This window comes from Comamonas testosteroni TK102 (assembly GCF_000739375.1).
Taxonomy (GTDB): Bacteria; Pseudomonadota; Gammaproteobacteria; order Burkholderiales; family Burkholderiaceae_C; genus Comamonas; species Comamonas brasiliensis.
Window position 1 is genome coordinate 5576573 of the sequence record NZ_CP006704.1, and the last position, 21308, is coordinate 5597880.

At 61.1% G+C, this 21308-nt stretch carries 29 protein-coding genes and 1 tRNA gene; 6 read left to right on the forward strand and 24 right to left on the reverse strand.

Features of this window, described 5'->3' with window-relative positions:
- Nucleotides 1–124 precede the first annotated feature (124 nt).
- Nucleotides 125–442 (forward strand): hypothetical protein, encoded by a 318-nt coding sequence (locus O987_RS25235; RefSeq protein ID WP_003050546.1) that lies wholly within the window; start codon nt 125–127, stop codon nt 440–442.
- 84 nt (nt 443–526) lie between these two features.
- Here the strand turns inward: O987_RS25235 and O987_RS25240 are convergent.
- The 19 genes from O987_RS25240 to O987_RS25330 form a co-directional block, all read right to left on the reverse strand.
- Nucleotides 527–603, reverse strand: a tRNA-Met gene (locus O987_RS25240).
- Between the two features lie 40 nt (nt 604–643).
- Nucleotides 644–1027: a 50S ribosomal protein L17 gene (rplQ, locus tag O987_RS25245; RefSeq protein ID WP_003050544.1), complete on the reverse strand. Its 384-nt coding sequence runs from the start codon at nt 1025–1027 to the stop codon at nt 644–646.
- Nucleotides 1028–1163: 136 nt separating this feature from the next.
- Entirely contained in the window at nt 1164–2162 is a 999-nt protein-coding gene (locus tag O987_RS25250) for a DNA-directed RNA polymerase subunit alpha (protein ID WP_003050542.1), read from the reverse strand.
- A 111-nt stretch (nt 2163–2273) separates the two neighbouring features.
- The gene (rpsD, locus tag O987_RS25255) at nt 2274–2897 is read right to left on the reverse strand and encodes a 30S ribosomal protein S4 (RefSeq protein ID WP_003050540.1); all 624 of its coding nucleotides are present in this window, start codon (nt 2895–2897) and stop codon (nt 2274–2276) included.
- 90 nt (nt 2898–2987) lie between these two features.
- Nucleotides 2988–3392 (reverse strand): 30S ribosomal protein S11, encoded by a 405-nt coding sequence (rpsK, locus tag O987_RS25260; RefSeq protein ID WP_003050538.1) that lies wholly within the window; start codon nt 3390–3392, stop codon nt 2988–2990.
- Nucleotides 3393–3409: 17 nt separating this feature from the next.
- Entirely contained in the window at nt 3410–3775 is a 366-nt protein-coding gene (gene rpsM, locus O987_RS25265) for a 30S ribosomal protein S13 (RefSeq protein ID WP_003050537.1), read from the reverse strand.
- Between the two features lie 22 nt (nt 3776–3797).
- Nucleotides 3798–3911 (reverse strand): 50S ribosomal protein L36, encoded by a 114-nt coding sequence (gene rpmJ / locus O987_RS25270; protein WP_003050535.1) that lies wholly within the window; start codon nt 3909–3911, stop codon nt 3798–3800.
- A 118-nt stretch (nt 3912–4029) separates the two neighbouring features.
- Nucleotides 4030–5343: a preprotein translocase subunit SecY gene (secY, locus tag O987_RS25275; protein ID WP_003050520.1), complete on the reverse strand. Its 1314-nt coding sequence runs from the start codon at nt 5341–5343 to the stop codon at nt 4030–4032.
- 24 nt (nt 5344–5367) lie between these two features.
- Complete coding sequence (gene rplO / locus O987_RS25280) at nt 5368–5799, reverse strand: 50S ribosomal protein L15 (RefSeq protein ID WP_003050519.1); 432 nt, start codon at nt 5797–5799, stop codon at nt 5368–5370.
- 11 nt (nt 5800–5810) lie between these two features.
- Nucleotides 5811–5993: a 50S ribosomal protein L30 gene (rpmD, locus tag O987_RS25285; RefSeq protein ID WP_003050517.1), complete on the reverse strand. Its 183-nt coding sequence runs from the start codon at nt 5991–5993 to the stop codon at nt 5811–5813.
- 14 nt (nt 5994–6007) lie between these two features.
- Nucleotides 6008–6529: a 30S ribosomal protein S5 gene (rpsE, locus tag O987_RS25290; RefSeq protein ID WP_003050515.1), complete on the reverse strand. Its 522-nt coding sequence runs from the start codon at nt 6527–6529 to the stop codon at nt 6008–6010.
- 15 nt (nt 6530–6544) lie between these two features.
- Nucleotides 6545–6910, reverse strand: a complete 366-nt coding sequence (gene rplR, locus O987_RS25295) for a 50S ribosomal protein L18 (protein WP_003050513.1) — start codon at nt 6908–6910, stop codon at nt 6545–6547.
- Between the two features lie 11 nt (nt 6911–6921).
- Nucleotides 6922–7455 (reverse strand): 50S ribosomal protein L6, encoded by a 534-nt coding sequence (rplF, locus tag O987_RS25300; RefSeq protein WP_003050512.1) that lies wholly within the window; start codon nt 7453–7455, stop codon nt 6922–6924.
- Nucleotides 7456–7479: 24 nt separating this feature from the next.
- On the reverse strand, nt 7480–7875 hold the full coding sequence (rpsH, locus tag O987_RS25305) for a 30S ribosomal protein S8 (protein WP_003050510.1): 396 nt from the start codon (nt 7873–7875) through the stop codon (nt 7480–7482).
- Between the two features lie 20 nt (nt 7876–7895).
- Entirely contained in the window at nt 7896–8201 is a 306-nt protein-coding gene (gene rpsN, locus O987_RS25310) for a 30S ribosomal protein S14 (RefSeq protein ID WP_003050509.1), read from the reverse strand.
- An 8-nt stretch (nt 8202–8209) separates the two neighbouring features.
- Nucleotides 8210–8749, reverse strand: a complete 540-nt coding sequence (rplE, locus tag O987_RS25315; RefSeq protein ID WP_003050507.1) for a 50S ribosomal protein L5 — start codon at nt 8747–8749, stop codon at nt 8210–8212.
- Nucleotides 8750–8759: 10 nt separating this feature from the next.
- A complete protein-coding gene (rplX, locus tag O987_RS25320) occupies nt 8760–9077 on the reverse strand; it encodes a 50S ribosomal protein L24 (protein WP_003050504.1) in 318 nt (105 codons plus the stop codon).
- Nucleotides 9078–9089: 12 nt separating this feature from the next.
- Entirely contained in the window at nt 9090–9458 is a 369-nt protein-coding gene (gene rplN, locus O987_RS25325; RefSeq protein WP_003050500.1) for a 50S ribosomal protein L14, read from the reverse strand.
- Nucleotides 9459–9881: 423 nt separating this feature from the next.
- A complete protein-coding gene (locus tag O987_RS25330) occupies nt 9882–11477 on the reverse strand; it encodes a glycerol-3-phosphate dehydrogenase/oxidase (protein WP_003050494.1) in 1596 nt (531 codons plus the stop codon).
- A 500-nt stretch (nt 11478–11977) separates the two neighbouring features.
- Here O987_RS25330 and O987_RS25335 point away from each other — a divergent pair, with 500 nt between their 5' ends.
- The 3 genes from O987_RS25335 to glpK are packed head-to-tail and all read left to right on the forward strand — an operon-like array spanning nt 11978 to nt 14729.
- Nucleotides 11978–12742, forward strand: a complete 765-nt coding sequence (locus O987_RS25335; protein ID WP_003050492.1) for a DeoR/GlpR family DNA-binding transcription regulator — start codon at nt 11978–11980, stop codon at nt 12740–12742.
- A complete protein-coding gene (locus O987_RS25340; RefSeq protein ID WP_043375515.1) occupies nt 12739–13218 on the forward strand; it encodes a GNAT family N-acetyltransferase in 480 nt (159 codons plus the stop codon). Before O987_RS25335 ends, O987_RS25340 begins: the two co-directional genes overlap by 4 nt.
- Nucleotides 13219–13232: 14 nt before the next feature.
- On the forward strand, nt 13233–14729 hold the full coding sequence (gene glpK / locus O987_RS25345; protein WP_043375518.1) for a glycerol kinase GlpK: 1497 nt from the start codon (nt 13233–13235) through the stop codon (nt 14727–14729).
- 94 nt (nt 14730–14823) lie between these two features.
- On the opposite strand, the gene aqpZ is transcribed toward glpK, so the two are convergent.
- Entirely contained in the window at nt 14824–15522 is a 699-nt protein-coding gene (aqpZ, locus tag O987_RS25350) for an aquaporin Z (protein WP_003050485.1), read from the reverse strand.
- A gap of 107 nt (nt 15523–15629) precedes the next feature.
- On the opposite strand from aqpZ, the gene O987_RS25355 reads away from it, so the two are divergent.
- Both O987_RS25355 and proC read left to right on the forward strand, forming a co-directional pair.
- Nucleotides 15630–16808: an esterase-like activity of phytase family protein gene (locus tag O987_RS25355; RefSeq protein WP_043375520.1), complete on the forward strand. Its 1179-nt coding sequence runs from the start codon at nt 15630–15632 to the stop codon at nt 16806–16808.
- A gap of 70 nt (nt 16809–16878) precedes the next feature.
- Nucleotides 16879–17718 (forward strand): pyrroline-5-carboxylate reductase, encoded by an 840-nt coding sequence (proC, locus tag O987_RS25360; protein WP_003050478.1) that lies wholly within the window; start codon nt 16879–16881, stop codon nt 17716–17718.
- A gap of 82 nt (nt 17719–17800) precedes the next feature.
- Here proC and ubiA read toward each other — a convergent pair whose 3' ends face one another.
- The 4 genes from ubiA to O987_RS25380 all read right to left on the reverse strand — a co-directional run bounded on the left by ubiA (nt 17801) and on the right by O987_RS25380 (nt 21260).
- The gene (gene ubiA, locus O987_RS25365; protein ID WP_043375522.1) at nt 17801–18682 is read right to left on the reverse strand and encodes a 4-hydroxybenzoate octaprenyltransferase; all 882 of its coding nucleotides are present in this window, start codon (nt 18680–18682) and stop codon (nt 17801–17803) included.
- 50 nt (nt 18683–18732) lie between these two features.
- Nucleotides 18733–19575, reverse strand: coding sequence for a phosphatase PAP2 family protein (locus O987_RS25370; protein ID WP_235214216.1), 843 nt, complete (start codon nt 19573–19575; stop codon nt 18733–18735).
- Nucleotides 19576–19691: 116 nt separating this feature from the next.
- The gene (locus tag O987_RS25375; protein ID WP_003050469.1) at nt 19692–20228 is read right to left on the reverse strand and encodes a Dps family protein; all 537 of its coding nucleotides are present in this window, start codon (nt 20226–20228) and stop codon (nt 19692–19694) included.
- Between the two features lie 63 nt (nt 20229–20291).
- Nucleotides 20292–21260 (reverse strand): LysR substrate-binding domain-containing protein, encoded by a 969-nt coding sequence (locus O987_RS25380; RefSeq protein ID WP_003050465.1) that lies wholly within the window; start codon nt 21258–21260, stop codon nt 20292–20294.
- Nucleotides 21261–21308: the final 48 nt, after the last annotated feature.

The following is a 21308-nucleotide window of genomic DNA, read 5'->3' on the forward strand; positions in this document are numbered from 1 at the left end:
ACGTTCACCTTGTCGGCATTTGATAAGCATCAAGACTTGTAGAAGCAAAACCGACGGCCTGGCCCAGGGTATGCCAGCATCCGGGTCTGAGATGTCCATGGATTGAGCAGGAGAGCCACCTTATATGCCAGCGAACCGATTCTTGCCCGATGAATGGGAAAACCGCCTTGAGGAAATAGACCTGGAGATCCTGCATCAGGCAGCTATCTGCAAGATCCGGCTGCTTGAGCCCGGAGCCGTGGAGCGTGTGCTGGCCAACGATGCCAGCATCTGCGGGGCCACACATGAGACGGCATTCCGGACCTTGCGCGGTCTGCTCTATCTGCACTACACCGAAGTGCTGCATATCAGCGAGGTGCTGAGCCCGGAAATCGCCCAGGTGATCGCCGACCGCGTACGCGAGCACCTGCGCCGTCGCTCAGGCACACAGTCAGGGGCATGACGAGTTAAGGCGGGTGCAGCCTTCTGGCCCATGGAGAAAATGGACAAAAAAAAGGTCACGACAATGTCGTGACCTTTTTCAATTTGGTTGCGCGAGAAGGATTTGAACCTCCGACCTTTGGGTTATGAGCCCAACGAGCTACCAGACTGCTCCATCGCGCGGTATTTCCAAATTATAGCAGGCTTTTCAGCCCGCTCGGGCTTATTCAGCTGCTGCAGCGGCTTCTTCAGCGCGCTCAACCAGTTCCACATAGGCCATGGGAGCGTTGTCGCCCACGCGGAAGCCCATCTTCAGGATACGTGTGTAGCCGCCAGGACGCTGAGCGTTGCGGGGACCCAGCACGTTGAACAGCTTGGTCACGCTGTCGCGGTCGCGCAGACGGTCAAAAGCCAGACGGCGGTTAGCCACGGTGTCAACCTTGGCCAGAGTGATCATGGGCTCGATGACGCGACGCAGTTCCTTGGCCTTGGGGACCGTGGTCTTGATGGCTTCGTGCTCGATCAGCGAGTTCATCATGTTCTGCAGCATTGCCTTGCGGTGTGCAGAAGTGCGGTTCAGTTTGCGGAGGCCGTTGCCGTGACGCATGGTGCTTTTCCTTTGCTCCCCGTTTTTATCCGGAGATCTTTTCTAAATTAAATCAGGCAGCCGTATCAGGTACTGCCCGAGGCACTTGGACTTTGCCAAAACCGATCGATTTCAGCAAAGTCCTCTATTGTAGCGATTAACGCTTTTCCAGGCCAGCTGGTGGCCAGTTCTCGAGCTTCATGCCCAGCGTCAGACCGCGGGAAGCCAGAACTTCCTTGATCTCGTTGAGCGACTTACGACCCAGGTTGGGAGTCTTGAGCAGCTCGTTTTCGGTACGCTGGATGAGGTCACCGATGTAGTAAATGTTCTCTGCCTTGAGGCAGTTGGCAGAACGTACGGTGAGCTCGAGCTCGTCCACGGGACGCAGCAGGATGGGATCGAACGAGGTGGCAGCACCGCGGCCACCGGCAGGAGCGTCGAACACGCTGGCGATATCGCCACCGTCGAGCTGGGCAAACACTGCCAGCTGCTCCACCAGGATCTTGGCGGATGCGCGCACTGCGTCTTCAGCGGTGATGGCACCGTTGGTTTCGATTTCCAGAACCAGCTTGTCCAGATCGGTACGCTGTTCCACACGTGCGGATTCGACAGCGTAGCTCACGCGCTTGACGGGCGAGAACGAAGCGTCGAGCACGATACGGCCGATCGACTTGGTCGATTCGTCACCGTAGCGGCGCACGTTGCCGGGCACATAGCCGCGGCCCTTTTCCACCTTGATCTGCATGTCCAGCTTGCCGCCTTGCGACAGATGGGCGATCACATGATCAGGGTTGACGATTTCTACGTCGTGGGGGGTCTGAATGTCACGGGCAGTGACAACACCTTCGCCATCCTTGCGCAGGCTCAGGGTGACTTCGTCACGATTGTGCAGCTTGAACACCACACCCTTGAGGTTCAGCAGGATGTTCGTCACATCTTCCTGGACACCGTCGATGGAGGAGTACTCATGCAGCACTCCAGCAATCGTCACTTCCGTCGCTGCGTAACCCACCATGGAGGAGAGCAGAACACGGCGCAGGGCATTGCCCAGCGTATGACCGTAGCCACGCTCAAACGGCTCCAGAACAACCTTGGCACGGTTGTGACCAAGTTGCTCGACATTGATTGTCTTGGGCTTCAGCAAATTCGTTTGCATGCAGACTTCCTCTCAATACCCTCGGCTCGTTACACCGGTAAGGCTGGTGAAGCACCCACGGCGCGATGCCTCGCGCCGTGGGGACGGTTACAGAAATGTCGCTGCTAAAGATTAACGCGAGTACAACTCAACGATCAGGGATTCGTTGATGTCAGCTGCGAATTCATCGCGGTCAGGAGACTTCTTGAAAGTACCTTCTGCCTTGTCAGCAGACACTTCCACCCATGCGGGGAAGCCCACTTGAGCAGCCAGTTGCAGAGCCTCGACCACGCGAGCTTGCTTCTTGGACTTTTCACGCAGGGCAACCACGTCGCCTTCCTTCACGGAGTAGGAAGGAATGTTCACGGACTGGCCGTTCACGGTGATAGCCTTGTGCGACACCAGCTGACGTGCCTCAGCGCGAGTGGAGCCGAAGCCCATGCGGTACACAACGTTGTCCAGACGCGATTCCAGCAGGGACAGCAGGTTGGCACCAGTGTTGCCACGCTTGCGGTCAGCTGCTTCGAAGTAGCGGCGGAATTGCTTCTCCAGCACGCCGTACATGCGCTTGACCTTCTGCTTTTCGCGCAGTTGCAGACCGTAGTCCGAAGTGCGCTGACCGGAAGTGCGGCCATGCTGACCAGGCTTGGTGTCGAACTTAGCCTTGTCTGCGATGGAGCGACGAGCGCTCTTCAGGAACAGATCGGTGCCTTCGCGGCGGGAGAGTTTTGCCTTGGGGCCAATATAGCGTGCCACTTGATTTCCTTTGTGTCATCTACCGTGCGCAAACACGGGAGCCGCCCGCGATGCAAATGCACCTGGGCGGCGGTGGGCTTGATAAAAAAATTAGATACGACGACGCTTTTGAGGGCGGCAGCCGTTGTGGGGAACCGGTGTCACGTCCGAAATGGAAGTGATGCGGATACCCAGAGCACCCAGGGCGCGAACCGAGGATTCACGGCCAGGACCGGGACCCTTGATTTCGACTTCCAGGTTCTTGATGCCCTGTTCGATAGCAGCACGACCGGCCACTTCCGAAGCAACCTGAGCAGCAAAGGGAGTCGACTTACGCGAACCCTTGAAGCCCTGGCCACCCGACGAAGCCCACGACAGAGCGTTGCCTTGACGGTCGGTGATGGTGATGATCGTGTTGTTGAACGAAGCGTGCACGTGCGCGATACCGTCAGAAATATTCTTACGGACCTTCTTGCGAACGCGAGCAGCTGCGTTGTTTGCGGGAGACTTAGCCATAATGATCTTTCAATCTCTTATTTCTTCAGAGCCGCTGCACCCTTGCGCGGACCCTTGCGAGTACGGGCGTTCGTGCGGGTACGTTGACCGCGCATGGGCAGGCCGCGACGATGACGGAAACCGCGGTAGCAACCGATGTCCATCAAACGCTTGATGTTCATGGTGGTTTCGCGACGCAGATCACCTTCCAGAGTCATGGGATTCAGGAAGTCACGGATCTTTTCCAGATCAGCGTCCGTCAGGTCCTTGACCTTCTTGGAATACTCGATACCGCATGCTTCGCAGATTTTGCGAGCTGTAGTGCGACCGATGCCAAAGATGGCAGTCAGGCCGATTTCAGCATGCTTGTGCGGCGGGATGTTAATGCCAGCAATACGTGCCATATTAGTCCTCTAATGCTTTCAATCAACCTTGGCGCTGCTTGTGGCGCTGGTCAGTGCAGATCACGCGCACAACACCTTTGCGGCGGATGATCTTGCAGTTACGGCAGATTTTCTTGACCGAAGCCGAAACTCTCATTCTTTTCTCCTAAAACTTTCCATCCACTATCGGCCTATCGACCGGGAAACAATGCCCGCGATAGATCGATGGGCGTCTACTAACTTTTGGCAGGCTGCCCCCTTGGGCAGCCTTGTCATCAAATACCAGCCTTAAAGTTCGCTTTTTTCAGGAGCGACTCGTATTGCTGCGACATCACGTAGTTCTGCACTTGCGCCATGAAGTCCATTGTCACGACCACAATGATCAGCAACGATGTACCACCGAAGTAGAACGGAACGTTGTACTTCAGGATCAGGAATTCGGGCAGCAAGCACACGAAGGTAATGTAGATCGCGCCAGCCAGGGTCAGGCGAACCAGAATCTTGTCAATGTAGCGGGCTGTCTGTTCGCCAGGACGAATCCCGGGGATGAAAGCGCCACTCTTCTTCAGGTTGTCGGCAGTTTCCCGGCTGTTGAAAACCAGGGCCGTATAGAAGAAGCAGAAGAAAATGATCGCGGCAGCATAAAGGATGACATAGATTGGCTGACCAGGGGTCAACGTGCTCGCAATATCCTTCAGCCAGCGCATGGATTCTCCTGCACTGAACCAATTCACCACCGTAGCGGGCAGCAAGATGATCGACGAAGCGAAGATGGGAGGAATCACACCTGCCATGTTCAGCTTCAGTGGCAAGTGCGAAGACTGACCACCGTACACCTTGTTGCCGACTTGTCGGCGTGCGTAATTCACCAAGATCTTGCGTTGACCTCGTTCGACATACACGACGAAATACGTCACGGCTGCCACAACGAGAACAATGAAGATTGCCGCCAGAATGCTCATGGCACCGGTGCGCACCAGCTCCAGCAGACCGCCGATAGAGCTCGGCAGGCCTGCGGCGATACCGCCAAAAATCAGTATCGAGATACCGTTGCCCAGACCACGTTCAGTGATCTGTTCACCGAGCCACATCAGGAACAAGGTGCCGGCCGTGAGACTGACGACCGCAGTCATGCGGAAGCCAAAACCAGGGTTCAGAACCAAGCCTGCGGAGCTTTCCAGAGCAACAGCAATTCCCAAGGACTGAAACAGCGCCAGGCCCAGAGTGCCGTAGCGGGTGTACTGGGTAATCTTGCGACGACCCGCTTCACCTTCCTTTTTCATCTGCTCGAATGTCGGGACCACGTAGGTCATGAGCTGCATGATGATCGATGCCGAGATGTACGGCATGATCCCCAGTGCGAACACTGTGAAGCGCGAGAGCGCTCCACCCGAGAACATGTTGAACAGATTGAGAATGCCGCCCTGCTGGCCAGAGAACAGCTGCTGCAGCTGCGCTGGATCGATGCCCGGAACGGGGATATGCGCCCCGATGCGGTATACGACCAGCGCAAGCAACAGAAAAACCAGACGACGACGCAGGTCGCCGAATTTTCCAGTCTTTGCAATTTGAGCTGCGCTAGTAGCCACGGATGTCTTCTTTCAGAACTTTAATCAGGCGATGCTGCCACCGGCAGCTTCGATGGCAGCCTTGGCACCGGCGGTAGCGCCGATACCGTTGAGCTTGACAGCCTTAGTCAGTTCACCGCTCTTGATGATCTTCACGACCTTAGCGATAGAACCAACCAGACCGGCTTGCTTCAGAGCAGCCAGATCGACTTCGGCCAGGCCGAGCTTATCCAGCTCGGACAGGGTCACTTCTGCATTGAACTTCAGCAGATGCGACTTGAAGCCACGCTTGGGCAGGCGACGCTGCAGAGGCATTTGACCGCCTTCGAAGCCCACCTTGTGGTAGCCACCCGAACGCGACTTCTGACCCTTGTGACCGCGACCGGCGGTCTTACCCAGACCAGAACCGATACCGCGACCCACGCGACGCTTGGCGTGCTTGGCGCCGTCTGCAGGCTTGATGCTATTGAGTTCCATCATCAATCCTTTCAGAGAACCTTCACCAAGTAGGCGATCTTGTTAATCATGCCGCGCACTTCAGGAGTGTCCTGCAGTTCGCTGACGCTGTTCAGCTTGCGCAGACCCAGGCCACGCACAGTCGCACGGTGCGACTCTTTGGTGCCGATGGGGCTACGAACCAGCTGAATCTTGACAGTTTGTTGTGTTGTCATGTGCTGGACTCCGATCAGGCGGTGAAGATGTCTTCGACCGACTTGCCGCGCTTTGCTGCCACGTTCGCAGGGGTCGTGGAGTTCTTCAAAGCGTCGAAAGTTGCGCGAACCATGTTGTAGGGGTTCGACGAACCGTGGCTCTTGGCCACGATGTCGGTGATACCCACCACTTCAAAAACAGCGCGCATGGGGCCGCCAGCGATGATGCCGGTACCCTTGGGAGCTGGGTGCAGTTCGACCTTGGCAGCGCCGTGATGGCCCTTCACCGAGTGGTGAATGGTGCCGCTCTTCAGTGCAACCTTCATCAGGTTGCGACGGCATTCTTCCATCGCTTTTTGCACGGCAGCAGGCACTTCCTTGGACTTGCCCTTACCCATGCCAACGCGACCGTCACCGTCGCCAACCACGGTCAGTGCAGCGAAGCCGAGAATACGACCGCCCTTCACAACCTTGGTGACGCGGTTGACCGCGATCATTTTTTCGCGCAGACCGTCGTCACGACCTTCGTCTTGCACTTTGGGGGAAAATTTAGCCATTTGTATCCGCTCCGCTTAGAACTGCAGGCCCGCTTCGCGAGCGGCTTCTGCCAAAGCCTTCACGCGGCCGTGGTATGCAAAACCGGCGCGGTCGAAAGCCACTTTCTCAACGCCAGCAGCCTTAGCCTTCTCAGCAATGCGCTTGCCGATCAGCGTGGCGGCGGCCACGTTGCCACCCTTGCCAGCGGCGCCGAGTTGCGAACGCACTTCGACTTCTGCAGTGGAGGCCGAAGCCAGCACGGTAGTGCCGTCTTCCGAAACCACGGAGGCGTAGATATGGAGGTTGGTGCGGTTCACGCTCAGACGTGCAACGCCTTGCTGGGCAATGCGGATGCGAGTCTGACGGGCACGGCGCAGACGCTGCTCTTTCTTGTTCAACATCATGCAGCTCCTTACTTCTTCTTGGTCTCTTTGATCACGACCTTCTCATTCGCATAGCGAATGCCCTTGCCCTTGTAAGGCTCGGGAGGACGAACGGCACGGATCTCAGCAGCCAATTGACCGACCACTTGACGGTCAGCACCCTTGATCACGATTTCAGTCGGAGTGGGGGTAGCCACAGTGATGCCGGCAGGCATCTCGAAGTTGACGGGGTGCGAGAAGCCCACAGCCAGGTTCAGCTTGGAACCTTGTGCAGCGGCCTTGTAGCCCACGCCAATCAGCGTCAGCTTCTTCTCGAAGCCTTCAGTCACGCCCTTGACCATGTTGTTGACCAGCTGGCGGAAAGTACCGGCCAGAGCGTCAGCTTCACGGGAATCGTTGGCGGGAGCAAAGGACAGCTTGCCGTCGTTGTTGCCGATGGCCACCAGACGGTTCAGAGCCAGGGACAGATCGCCGCCCTTGCCCTTGACCTTGATGGATTCAGCGTTGATGGACACATCCACACCAGCGGGGATGGTCACAATAGCTTTTGCTACGCGAGACATTTCAGTATTTCTCCTTAATGTCCGTTAGGCCACATAGCACAGCACTTCACCGCCGATACCGGCAGCACGTGCTTTGCGATCGGTCATCACGCCCTTGGGAGTAGTGACGATGGCCACACCCAGGCCGTTCTGGACCTGAGGGATTGCGTGACGACCCTTGTAGACGCGCAGGCCGGGACGGCTCACACGTTCGATACGTTCGATCACAGGGCGACCGGCGTAGTACTTCAGGGTAATTTCGAGTTCGGACTTGCCACCTTCGGACTTCACTTCGAAGCCGTCGATATAGCCTTCTTCCTTCAGCACTTGTGCGATGGCAACCTTGACCTTGGAGGAAGGAGCCGACACAGTGGCCTTGGAGACCAGTTGTGCATTGCGGATGCGGGTCAGCAAGTCAGCGATGGGATCACTCATGCTCATGTTTAATCTCTCCTGCTTGCTTACCAGCTGGCCTTGGTGACACCGGGGATGTCGCCAGCAAAGGCCAATTCACGCACCTTGGCGCGACCCAGACCGAATTGGCGGAAGGTACCGCGAGGACGGCCAGTGATCTCGCAACGGTTACGCTGGCGAGTGGGGTTCGAGTTACGGGGCAGCTTCTGCAGACCCAGGCGAGCGGCGTCGCGCTCTTCGTCGGAACGCTTCACGTCGCCGGCGATTGCCTTCAGTTCTGCATACTTGGCAGCATACTTGGCTGCCAGCTTTTCGCGCTTCAGTTCGCGCTGAATCATTGCTACTTTAGCCATGCGCCACCTCAGTTCTTGAAGGGGAATTTGAAAGCGGCGAGCAGTGCCTTGCACTCTTCGTCGTTCTTCGCTGTTGTCGTGATGCTGATGTTCAGACCACGCAGAGCGTCCACCTTGTCGTACTCGATTTCGGGGAAGATGATTTGTTCTTTGACGCCAACGTTGTAGTTGCCGCGACCATCGAACGAGCGACCCGAGATACCACGGAAGTCACGCACGCGGGGCAGAGCCACGGTCACGAAACGGTCCAGGAATTCGTACATCTGAACGCCACGCAGGGTCACCATGCAGCCGATAGCTTGGCCTTCGCGGATCTTGAAACCAGCGATAGCCTTCTTGGCCTTGGTCACCACAGGCTTCTGACCAGCAATCTTGGTCAGGTCAGCCACGGCGTTGTCCATCACCTTCTTGTCGGCCACGGCTTCGCTCACACCCATGTTCAGAGTGATCTTGGTCAGACGGGGCACTTCCATAGCGGAGGTGTAGCCGAACTTTTCTTTCAGTTCAGCCGCGATCTTTTCGCGATAGAGTTTTTGCAGTCGTGCCATGTGTTGCTCCTTAGGCGGCGATTTCAGCGCCATTGGACTTAAACACGCGAACACGTGTGCCGTCGGCGTTCACCTTGATGCCCACGCGATCGGCCTTGCCGGTCGCTGCATTGAAGATAGCCACGTTGGATTGGTGGATAGGCATAGCCTTTTCCACGATACCGCCGGTGGTGCCCTTCATGGGGTTAGGCTTGGTGTGCTTCTTGACCAGGTTGATACCGTCCACGATCACGTGGGAGTCATCCTTGCGCAGAGAAACCACGCCACGCTTGCCCTTGTCACGGCCGGTCAGCACGATAACTTCGTCGCCCTTGCGAATCTTGTTCATGGTGCTATTCCTTTAGAGAACTTCAGGGGCCAGCGACACGATCTTCATGAACTTTTCGGTACGCAGTTCACGAGTCACGGGGCCAAAGATGCGGGTGCCGATAGGCTCCAGCTTGGCGTTCAGCAGCACGGCGGCATTGCCGTCGAACTTCACGAGCGAACCGTCTGCACGACGGATGCCCTTGGCGGTGCGCACAACCACAGCACTGTAGATCTCGCCTTTTTTGACGCGACCACGAGGAGCTGCTTCCTTGACGCTCACCTTGATGATGTCGCCAACACTTGCGTAGCGACGATGAGAACCGCCCAGCACCTTAATGCACTGAACAGACTTCGCGCCGGTGTTGTCGGCAACCTCTAACCGAGATTCTGTTTGGATCATTTCAATATTCCCAACTTGCTCCAGCAACGCTCGACAGCCCCAGAGTCTTCTCAAGGGCCGTTCAAGCAGCCGGTCAGTCTTGGGCCCGTCGTCCACCCCTCGGACCATTCCGAAGGGCTTCCCGCTGGGCAGAAAGTTCCACGCTTTTACACGTGAAGCATGAGATTGTCGCAGGAAATCCTTTGTGCGTCAAGCGTTTAGCCCGCAATACCCGCACTGACTTCACTGGCGCCAAGCCTGGCAGACAGGCCTTTCGCACTTGCAACCAAAACAATAGCGTATAGCGCTCTTAGAGCATTGATTTCAAACAATAATTCATCTGAAATCAACAGATGGAAAGCGCTGACAGCTCACATTTTCGCAAGGCCTGCGGACCAGCAGCCTGTTGCCCGCACGCCACGCTCCGCAGAGCGGCCGCACAGATCAGCCCTGAGCGGGCAGATATTGGCGGGTCAGAGCCAGGAAATCGTTGAGATGCACATCCTGCCCCAGCTCCTCGGTCAGGATGGCAGCCACGCGAGGCGCGATCTCGGCCGCCTTGCGGGCATCGAGAAAGAGCAGGCGACTGCGGCGCGCCAGCATGTCCTCGACGGTACGTGCGTACTCGAAGCGGGCGGCAAAGCGCACCATGGCCTCGGAAAGACCGTCCATCAGCCAGTTCTGCGCGCCCGGCAACGCCGCCACGGCGGCAGCATCCGTGCCGTAGGAGTGCAGTCCCTGGCTCTGATTCATGCTGTGCGTGACGGCCGCCTCAGCCGGCGCACCGACCAACGGCAGGTTCACGGTCACCCCTGCAGGGCGGCTGGGCAGACGACCGATCTGGAAGCATTCGGCCAGCACATCCTCGGACATGGCACGGTAGGTGGTCCATTTGCCGCCGGTAACGGTCACCAGACCCGTCTTGCTGGCCATCACCGTGTGCTCGCGGCTGATCTTCTTGGTGTTCTCGCCATCATCATCCTGCGGCTTGACCAGGGGGCGCAGACCTACCCACATGCTGCGCACATCGGCCAGCGTTGGCTGGCGGTTCAGATACTTGCCGGCCTCGCCGAGAATGAAATCCAGCTCTTCGGGGAAGGGCAGGGGCTCGCGCGCCAGATCATGACGCGGCGTGTCGGTGGTTCCCAGAATCACCTTGCCCAGCCATGGCACGGCAAACAGCACACGGCCATCGGCCGTCTTGGGGATCAGCAGCGCATGATCCGTGGGCAGGAACTCGCGGTCCACCACCACGTGCACGCCCTGGCTGGGCGCAACCATGGGCTTGACGGGCTTGCCCTGGGCCTCGGCATCCTGCTGGCGGAACAGATCCACCCAGGGCCCCGTGGCATTGACCACGCACTTGGCGCGCACTGTGAAGTTGCGGCCCGATTCCGCATCGCGGCAGATCAGTCCGGCAATCTGGTCGTTTTCATAGATCAGCTTTTCTGCCGGGCAGTAGTTGATCAGCAAAGCACCCTTGGCCGCCGCGGTACGCGCCAGCGCCAGCGCCAGGCGCGCATCGTCAAACTGACCATCCCAGTACTTGACCCCGCCCTTGAGACCTTTTTGCTGCACGGTCGGCAGGTATTTCACGGTCTTGGCGCTGGAGAGGAATTCGGTAGCCCCCAGGCCGGCCTTGCCGGCCAAAGCGTCATACATCTTGAGGCCGATGCCGTAGAACGGCGTGTCCAGCAGCTTGTACGAGGGCATCACAAAGGCCAGGGGCTGGGCCAGATGCGGTGCGTTGTGCAACAGGGTCGTGCGCTCATGCAGTGCTTCGCGCACCAGGGAGATATTGCCCTGCGCAAGGTAGCGCACGCCGCCATGCACCAGCTTGGTGGCGCGCGAGGAAGTACCCTTGGCAAAGTCCAGCGACTCCAGCAGCACGACCTTGAAGCCGCGTGCCGCTGCATCCACCGCCACGCCCAGCCCCGTGGCACCGCCGCCCACGATGGCCAGATCGAAGCTTTCGGTCTGCGCCAGGCGCTCCAGCAGTTGTGCACGCGTTGTAGCCAAGGGTTGAGTGGACTGGTTCATGGAACGACTTCTGCGGTGATCGCCGTGCCGCTCCCGATCATGGATGGGAGGCACACAGCAAAGAACAAATTTCAGATCGAATATTTTCGCTATTTTTCGCTTTCCGTGGGTGACAACCCGAAAATATCGATTCGTTTTAGCGCGATTCAAGCCAAAGCCGCTGGTAAGCCGCCACTCAGGCCGGACCGCGACACCGGCTATCGGCGCGCTTGCACACTCTCCATGCATGAACTGCATGCTTCTTGCCTCACCCATTGTTACTGCTGCAACAACTCGCCACGATGACATATCACCGCAGCTTGCTGTCAGACTTCAGACTCGGCGTGGATTCATTTTTGTTTTTTACCGGGCAATTCCATAGAAAATCACCCTATTAGAGGTTCGTTTGGATTCGCTCACAATCCCTGCACTGCCCGCTGCGGCTGGCGCTCTCGCCTGTAGAGCTATTCGCCTGCAGCGCGTCCATGCGCCAATAGCACCTATATAACCAGTCACCAGTCATGAACAGCAATCCACGCCAGTTGCAGCTTGTCGAAGAAGTCCGCGCCCGCCAATCCACCTCGGTAGAGCAACTGGCCGAAATCCTCGGGGTCACGCTGCAGACCGTGCGCCGCGACATCCAGAAGCTGGCCGATGCCGGCTTGCTGGTGCGCTTTCATGGCGGCGTGCGCGTACCCAGCGCCACCGTGGAGAATCTGGCCCATACCCAGCGCCAGGTATTGCATGCCGAAGGCAAGATGCGCATTGCGCGTGCCATTGCCGAGGCCATTCCCAACGGCTGCTCGCTGATTCTCAACATCGGCACCACCACCGAGGCAGTGGCCCAGGCCCTGCTGCATCACAAGGGGCTGCGCGTCATCACCAACAATCTCAATGTCGCCGCCATCCTCAGCAGCAATGCCGATTGCGAGGTCATCGTCGCGGGTGGCGTGGTGCGCACCCGCGACCGCGGCATCGTGGGCGAGGCTGCCGTGGACTTCATGCGCCAGTTCAAGGTGGACATTGCGGTGATCGGCATCTCGGCCATCGAATCGGACGGCAGCCTGCGCGACTTCGATCTGCGCGAGGTCAAGGTGGCCCAGACCATCATCGGCCAGTCGCGCGAAGTCTGGCTGGCGGCCGACCACAGCAAGTTCAGCCGCCAGGCCATGGTGGAGCTGGCCCGCCTGAACCAGATCGACCGCCTGTTCACCGACGTGCCGCCCTCCGCCCCCTTCGATGCCCTGTTGCGCGATGCCGAGGTGCAATGCACCATCGCCCAATGAACGCAGCCCCCTATTTGATCCGCTCCGCGCTCCCCGGGGATGCAGCAGGCATTGCCGGGCTGCTGCACGACATAGGCTGGTTCAAGGCCTATGAAACCCATTCCGCCGCCCAGAACACCGAGGCCGTGCAGGCACTGCTGGACGAGCTGCAGGCCGGGCCGGAGCGCTCCCTGATGCTGGTGGCACAAGATGGCCAGCACCGCATTCACGGCTACTGCGCCGTGCACTGGCTGCCGGTCGCCGTGCAGCAGGGCTGGGAGGCCTATGTCAGCGAGCTGTTTGTCGCCGAAGCAGCACGCGGTGCCGGCCTGGGCCAGCAGCTGCTGGATGCGGCCACGCAGGCTGCGCGCGAGCGCCACTGCCTGCGCATCTGGCTGGTCAACAACCGCGAGCGCCCTTCCTATGTGCGCGGCTTCTATTCCCGCCAGGGCTGGAGCGAACAGGCCGAAATGGCGCGCTTTGTGCTCCCCCTCTGAATCACGGACAACCCATGACAACCTATCTGCTCGCCCTGGACCAGGGCACCTCCAGCTCCCGCTCCATCGTCTTCGACACGCAAGGCCGCATCGTGGCATCGGCCCAACTGGAGCTGCCGCAGATCTACCCGCAGCCGGGCTGGGTGGAGCATGACCCGCGCGAGATCTGGCGCACCCAGCTGACCACCGCCAAGGAGGCGCTGGCCAAGGCGGGCCTCAAGGCCACCGATATCCGCTCGGTGGGTATTACCAACCAGCGCGAGACCACCATCGTCTGGAGCCGCAAGACCGGCGCTCCCATCCACCACGGCATCGTCTGGCAGGACCGCCGCGCCGAACCCACCTGCGTGCAGCTGCGCGAAGCCGGTCACAGCGACACCATTCTGCGCAAAACCGGCCTGCGCATCGACGCCTATTTTTCAGGCACCAAGCTCAAGTGGCTGCTTGACCATGTGCCCGGCGCACGCGCCGCAGCGCAAGCCGGCGAGCTGGCCTTCGGCACGGTGGATTGCTGGCTGATCTGGCAGCTGACGGGCGGCAAGCGCCATGTCACCGATGTGAGCAACGCCAGCCGCACCATGCTCTTCAATGTGCACAGCAACCAGTGGGATACCGATCTGCTGGCCCTGCTCGACATTCCTGCGGGCCTGATGCCCGAAGTCCTGCCCTCGGCCGCCGATTTCGGCCAGACGGCGGACGAGGTGCTGGGCGGCTCCATCAATATCGGCGGCGTGGCCGGCGACCAGCAAAGCGCGCTGTTCGGCCAGGCCTGCTTCGACGCAGGCATGGCCAAGAACACCTACGGCACGGGTTGCTTCATGCTCATGCATACGGGCAGCAGTTTCCAGACCTCTAGCAACGGCCTGCTGACCACATCGGCCGCCCAGGCGAGCAGCCAGCCCCAGTTTGCGCTGGAAGGCAGCGTCTTTGTCGGCGGAGCGGTGGTGCAGTGGCTGCGCGACGGACTGCAGGCCATCGAGCACAGCGGCCAGGTGCAGCAACTGGCCGAAAGCGTGCCCGACAGCGGCGGCGTGATGCTGGTGCCGGCCTTTACCGGCCTGGGCGCCCCCTACTGGAAACCCGATGCGCGCGGCACCATCACCGGACTGACACGCGGCACGACAATGGCCCATATCGCGCGTGCGGCCCTGGAATCCATTGCCTACCAAAGTGCGGCCCTGCTCGGCGCCATGAGCCGTGACGCCGTGGCCACGGGCGGCACGCCGGTCAGCGAGCTGCGTGTGGACGGCGGCGCCTGTGTGAACAATCTGCTGATGCAGTTCCAGGCCGACCTGCTTGGCATTCCCGTGGTGCGCCCGGCCTGCGTGGAAACCACGGCTCTGGGTGCGGCCTATCTGGCCGGCCTGTCCAGCGGCGTCTATCAGAGCACCGAGGAGCTGTCGGCCTTGTGGAAGGCCGAGCGCCGCTTCCTGCCCACGCTGGGCAAGGACCGCGCCGACGAGCTGATGCAGCGCTGGGAACAGGCCGTGCGCCAGACCACGGCGCAGTAAAGCCGCTGGCTGGCAAGCGCCCGCCCCTCAAAGAACCATCAGAAAAGGGATGCCAAGGCATCCCTTTTCCACTGGGGCACAACAGTCGCAGCGCTCAGTCTTCGTCACCCAGCAGCGCCTTGTGGATCACGGCGCCGATGATGGCGCCCACGATGGGAGCCAGCCAGAACAGCCATAGCTGCTCCAGCGCAATGGCAGGACCGAACAGCGCCGGGCCGGTGCTGCGGGCAGGGTTGACCGAGGTATTGGTCACGGGAATGGAGATCAGGTGGATCAGCGTCAGGCACAGGCCGATGCTCATGCCCGCAAAGCCCACGGCGGCCTTCTTGGTGGTGGAGCCCAGGATCACCAGCAGAAACACGGCGGTCAGCACGACTTCGGTCACCAGCGCCGCCGCCATATTGAACTTGCCCGGAGAATGCTCGCCATAGCCATTGGTGGCCAGATCGGTCACATGGGCACCAGCCTTTCCGCTGGCAATGAAGTACAGCAGGGCTGCCGCCACGATGGCGCCCAGGACCTGGGCAATGATGTAGCCGGGCAGCTCGGCAAAGCGAAAGCGCCCGGCCACTGCCAGACCGACGGAGACCGCCGGATTGAAGTGGCCGCCTGAGACCGGACCGAAGGCATAGGCCCCCGTCAGCACCGTCAGACCGAAGGCAAAAGACACGCCCAGCAGGCCGATACCCACTTCGGGAAAGGCAGCTGCCAGCACCGCGCTGCCGCAACCGCCAAAGGTCAACCAGAAAGTACCCAGAAACTCCGCCGACCATTTTTTGACATTGGATGCCATGATTGCTCCCTATTTCCGATGAGCGTTGTCCGTGCCGCACCACGCGGCATGGAACCGTACCGCTGGGCATCTTAGAAAGCGATCGGCGAAAAGTACAAGGCACAAATGTGAACAATCCACGACCGCGCTGGCTTTGGGGCCTCTTGTTGATCTGCGCCAGCCTTGCCGCCTGCACGACGGCGTCGCTCGCACCCCACCGCATCTGCAGCACGCCCCAGGCCCGGCCCTGGTCTCTGCTCGGCGAGATCCGCTGGCCGCACGAGCAGCTGTTTGCCGGCACGACCGTGGGCGGCCTGTCCTCGATCGACTACGACGCGGGCAGCCATCTGTATTTCCTGGTCAGCGACGACCGCTTAGCCCATGGGCCGGCGCGCTTTTACACGGCCCGTATCGACTACGACGCCCGCGGCCTGCATCAGGTCAGGCTGCACGATGCGCGGCCGCTGCTCAGCCCCTCCCAGGCCCCCTATGCCAGCCGCCGCCAGCCCCTGCCCGGCATCGCGACGCCCGACGCGGAAGCCCTGCGCGTGCTGCCGGGAGGGCAGTCCCTGATCTGGAGCAGCGAGGGCGACTTCGCACGCGGATTCGGCCCGCAGCTGCTGCAATCGGGCACGGACGGGCGCTGGCAGCGTGAGTGGCCGCTGCCGCCCGAGCTGCGCCAGCCGACCCGCAAGTCCGAGGGGCCACGCAGCAACCTCACGCTCGAAGGTCTGGCGCTGAGTCAGGATGGCGAGACGCTCTGGCTGGCCATGGAAGCGGCGCTCAGACAAGACGGCCCCCTGCCCGCACCCGGCCGAGCGGGCGGCCCGGTGCGCATCACCGCCTATGACATGGGCACGCAACAGCCCCGACGCCAGCTGGCCTACCAGCCCGATGCCATGCCTGCCGACATCTGGCTGCAACGCGGCGCCATCAACGGCGTCAGCGCCGTGCTGGCCGACGACGCAGAGCATCTGCTGGTGCTGGAGCGCTCCTTTGCGCCGCCGCTGCGCTTCGGTGCCCGCATCTACCGCATCAGCACCCGTGCCGACGCCAGCAGTGACACGCTGGGCCAAGCCCAGCTGCAGCCAGGCAGCTACCGGCCTGCAAACAAGGAATTGCTGCTGGATCTGGCCGATGCCGGCCTGCGCTCCGTGGACAACCTGGAGGGCATGACTTGGGGGCCGCCGCTGCCCGATGGCCGGCGCGTGCTGCTGCTGGTCAGCGACAACAACTTCAATCCCGCCGAAGTCACCCAGTTGATCGCCCTGAGCGAGGAGCCCGGCCACTGCGGCACAGGTTTATAGTGCCGCTTTGCACCTGGAATCCGAATACAGGCTTGCCCACTTGCTGCATTGCAAAGCGAATCGAACCATCATGAGCCAGACCGACCACTCGACCTCCGTCTTCCCTCCCATCGCCTTTATCGGCGGCGGCAATATGGCCAGCGCCATCATCGGCGGCCTGATCCGCCAGGGCGTTCCGGCCAGCAGCATCACCGTGGTCGAGCCTTTTGAAGCCACGCGTGCTGCGATCAAGACCAGCTTCGGCATCGACGCCCTGCCCGCCGCCACCGAGGCCCTGCAAAGCGCCCAGCTGGTGGTCTGGGCCGTCAAGCCCCAGAGCTTCAAGGAGGCGGCCGCTCCCGTTGCCGCCCACACCCGCAACGCCCTGCACCTGAGCGTAGCTGCCGGCATCACCACCGACAGCATTGCGGCCTGGACCGGCACCCGCCGCATCGTGCGCGCCATGCCCAATACCCCGGCCCTGGTCGGCAAGGGGATGACGGGCCTGTTCGCCCGCCCCGAGGTCGATGCCCAGGGCAAGGCCCTGATCGAGACCGTGATCGGCAGCACCGGCGAACTCAGCTGGGTGGACCAGGAAGCGCATCTGGATGCCGTGACGGCCATCTCCGGCTCCGGCCCGGCCTATGTATTCCTGTTCCTCGAAGCCATGACCCAGGCCGGCGTCGACATGGGCCTCAGCGCCGAGCAAAGCTACAAGCTGGCCGTGGCCACGTTTGCGGGTGGATCGGAACTGGCGGCACGCTCCAGCGAGAGCGCCGAAGTGCTGCGCCAGCGCGTGACCAGCAAAGGCGGCACCACCTATGCAGCTATCACGCATATGCAGGAGCAGAAGCTGCCCGAGCATTTCATCGAAGCCATGCGCAAGGCCCAGATCCGCGCACAGGAACTGGCCGCCGAGTTCGGCAAATAAAAAACCGGCCTCGGCCGGTTTTTTTGAGTCATTCAGGCATCTATCGCTTACCAAACAAGCGATTCAAGCTATCAAAACAGGACTATTTCAACGCATACCCTAGCGCCACGCCCGCAAAGATGGCTGCGCCAATCCAGTGACTCTTGCTGAAGGCGACAAAGCAGCCTTCGCGCGTGCGGTTCTTGATCAGGCTGAAATGCCAGACGATCTGGGCCGCTGCGACGCCCATGCCCAGCCAGAAGGGCCAGCCCAGCTGATAGGGAGCCAGCACCCAGGCGATCAGGCCCCAGCACAGGACAAAGAACAGCATGATGGCCGTGACATCGAAACGGCCCAGGGTGATGGCCGAGGTCTTCATGCCGATCTTGAGATCGTCATCGCGGTCCACCATGGCGTATTCCGTGTCATAGGCCAGCACCAGAAACATATTGGCCAGCCACAGCGTCCAGGCCGTGGCATTGACTTCGCCCGTCACCGCCGCAAACGCAATCACGATGCCGAAATTGAAGGCAATGCCCAGAAAGGCCTGCGGCATGGCAAAAAAGCGCTTGGTGAACGGATAGAGAATCGTGAACAACACGGCAGGTACCGACCAGGCCACGGCCTCCCAGCGCGTCGACAGCACCAGGCCGAAGGCCACCAGCGTGAGCACCAGGCCGACCATGGCCGCTTCCCTGACCGAAATCTGGCCGCTGGTGATGGGACGCCGGGTGGTGCGTTTCACATGCCTGTCGAAGTCGCGGTCGGCAATATCGTTGATGGTGCAGCCCGCGCTGCGCATCAGCACCGTGCCCAGCACAAAAACCACCAGCAGATGCCAGCCCGGAAAGCCCTGACCGGCCACCCACAGTGCCACCAGCGTGGGCCAGACCAGCACAAGCCAGCCTGCGGGACGGTTGAAGCGGATCAGATCCAGATACAGCGACAGCTTGGAGCGCGGCGAAGCAGGAATGGAGGCGGACATGAGAGGAGTTCCGGAAGGCAGGAGATCACGACCGGGCCCCCAGGCCGCGGTCAGCGCAGGGGCAATTGTGCCTCGGCCTGCACCGCCCGCAGGGCGCCACCCCCATGCTCGACACGGTCTGTCAGCCAGAGCACCAGAGCCGTCCAGCCCAGACCCAGGCACAGACCCGCCAGCACATCGCTGGCATGGTGCACGGACAGCAGCACGCGGCTCAAGCCCGTGCTCAGGGCCAGCAGCACTGCCGCCGCAAAGACCCAGGCCCGCCAGCGCGGCGGCAGTCGACGAGCGACCAGCCAGGCCAGCATGCCGAAAATCGCGGCCGTGCCTGCGCTATGACCGCTGGGAAAGCTGAAGCCGGCCTCATGCACCAGACCGTCCAGCGGACGCTCGCGCTGCATGGTTGCCTTGAGGAAGCGCACCCACAGTCCCGTGCCGGCCACGGCAACCACCCAGCCCAGCAGTTGCAGGCCCTGGCGTCGCCACAGCAGCCACAGGCCCACGACCAGGCCCAGCAGCCCCATGACGCGCAAATCCCCGAGCATGGTCCAGCCCCGCACCAGGGGCTGCAGACTGGGCGGCAGGCCTGCGCTCACCGCGTTCTGCAGCTTCAGGTCCAGGGCCATCAGCCCCTGCTGCGGCTGAAGGGACTGTGACTGCTGCACGCCGATGATCAGCAGGGCCAGAGCAATGGCAGCCAGCCCTGCCACCGCCAGCAGCCAGTTGCCGCCAGGCCTGGGATCCGCGCGGCGGTCCTGCCACAGCCACGCGGCCCGGCCCTGTGCACGCCAGCGCAGCATGCAGGCCGCAGCCAGCAACAGCAGCAGCAACATCCTGATGGCATGTCCGTCCACCCACTGCACCAGCAAGACCAAGGGTTCCACCACAGCAAGCACGCACGTTCCTTTCTGCATCAAAAAGCGAAAGCCCTGACGGGCCTCCAGAGGCTAACCCGCCAGGGCTTAAGCGAAACTGAAAGTATGGCCGGGCCGGGCAACTGCCGCGGCGCGGCTCACTCTTCGAGCAGGGAGCGCAGCATCCAGGCGGTCTGCTCGTGCACGGCCAGACGCTGGGTCAGCAGATCGGCCGTAGGCTCGTCGCCGGCCTTGTCGGCACGGGGAAACAGCTGGCGAGCCGTGCGCGCCACGGCCTCGTGCCCCTGCACCAGGATGCGCACCATCTCCAGGGCCTTGGGCGGCTGGGCCGGTGCGTCGGGCAGGCTGGTGAGCTTGCCGAACTGGGCATAGGAGCCAGGCGCATGGTGGCCCAGTGCGCGGATGCGCTCTGCCACGGGATCGACGGCATTCCACAGCTCGGTGTACTGCGCCATGAACATGGTGTGCAGCGTGTTGAACATGGGTCCCGTGACATTCCAGTGGAAGTTGTGCGTGGTCAGGTACAGCGTATAGGTGTCGGCCAACAGCGCCGACAGCCCCTTGGCGATGGCGGCGCGGTCCTCGTCGCTGATGCCGATGTGGATGCCGGCGGGCACCTGCGGCGCGCCGTCCGACTTTGTTTTCTGCGATTTGTCCTTGCCTTGCTTGGTCATGCACTCACCTTTCGGGTTTAACGAATCCGGACTCCCACCCTCTTAGCGCCGCTGAAGCCACGCTTACTGCGACAGACGCTGCACTCCCGGCAGCGGGCAGGCGTAGACGGCATTGCGCAATGCGGCAATCGCCTCGTAGCGCGTGAAGCTGCGCCGCCAGGCCAGCACCACACGGCGGGTGGGCGGCGCAATGCCGTCTTCCTCATGAATCGGAAGATAGCGGATATGAGGCTCATCGGCGCGGCGACGGCGCTCAATGGGAGCCAGCGCATCCTCGGGCACGGACAGTCGCGGCACCAGGGTCACGCCCATGCCGGCGGCCACCATGTATTTGATGGTTTCCAGCGAGGAGCCTTCGAAGGTGCGGCGAATGCCCTCGGAGTTGCTGGCATAGCGCGCGAATTCGGGGCAGACCTCGAGCACATGGTCGCGGAAGCAGTGACCCGCGCCCAGCAGCAGCATGGTCTCGTTCTTGAGATCCGTGGTGGACAGGCTCTTCTTCTGCGCCAGCGGGTGGGTGCTGGGCACGGCGGCCATGAAGGGCTCGTCGTAAAGCGGCGCCAGTGCCAGGCCGGTATCCGGGAAGGGCTCGGCCATGATGGCGCAGTCGATCTCGCCGGTGCGCAGCATCTCCAGCAGCTTGACTGTGAAGTTCTCCTGCAGCATCAGCGGCATCTGCGGCGTCATATTGATGGAGTTGCGCACCAGATCGGGAAGCAGATAGGGGCCGATGGTGTAGATCACGCCCAGGGTCAGAACGCCGGACAGCGGGTCCTTGCCGCGCTTGGCGATTTCCTTGATCTCGTTGGCCTGCTCCAGCACGCTTTGCGCCTGGCGCACGATCTCCTCGCCCAGCGAGGTGACCGAGACTTCGCCGGCACTGCGCTCGAAAATCTTGACATCCAGCTCTTCCTCCAGCTTCTTGATCGCCACGGACAGCGTAGGCTGGGACACATAGCAGGCTTCGGCTGCGCGGCCAAAGTGCTTCTCCCGCGCAACGGCCACGATGTACTTCAATTCGGTAAGAGTCATAGAGAGTGGATCTTTCGGATCATCAATAACAGCATTGATTCATCCTGT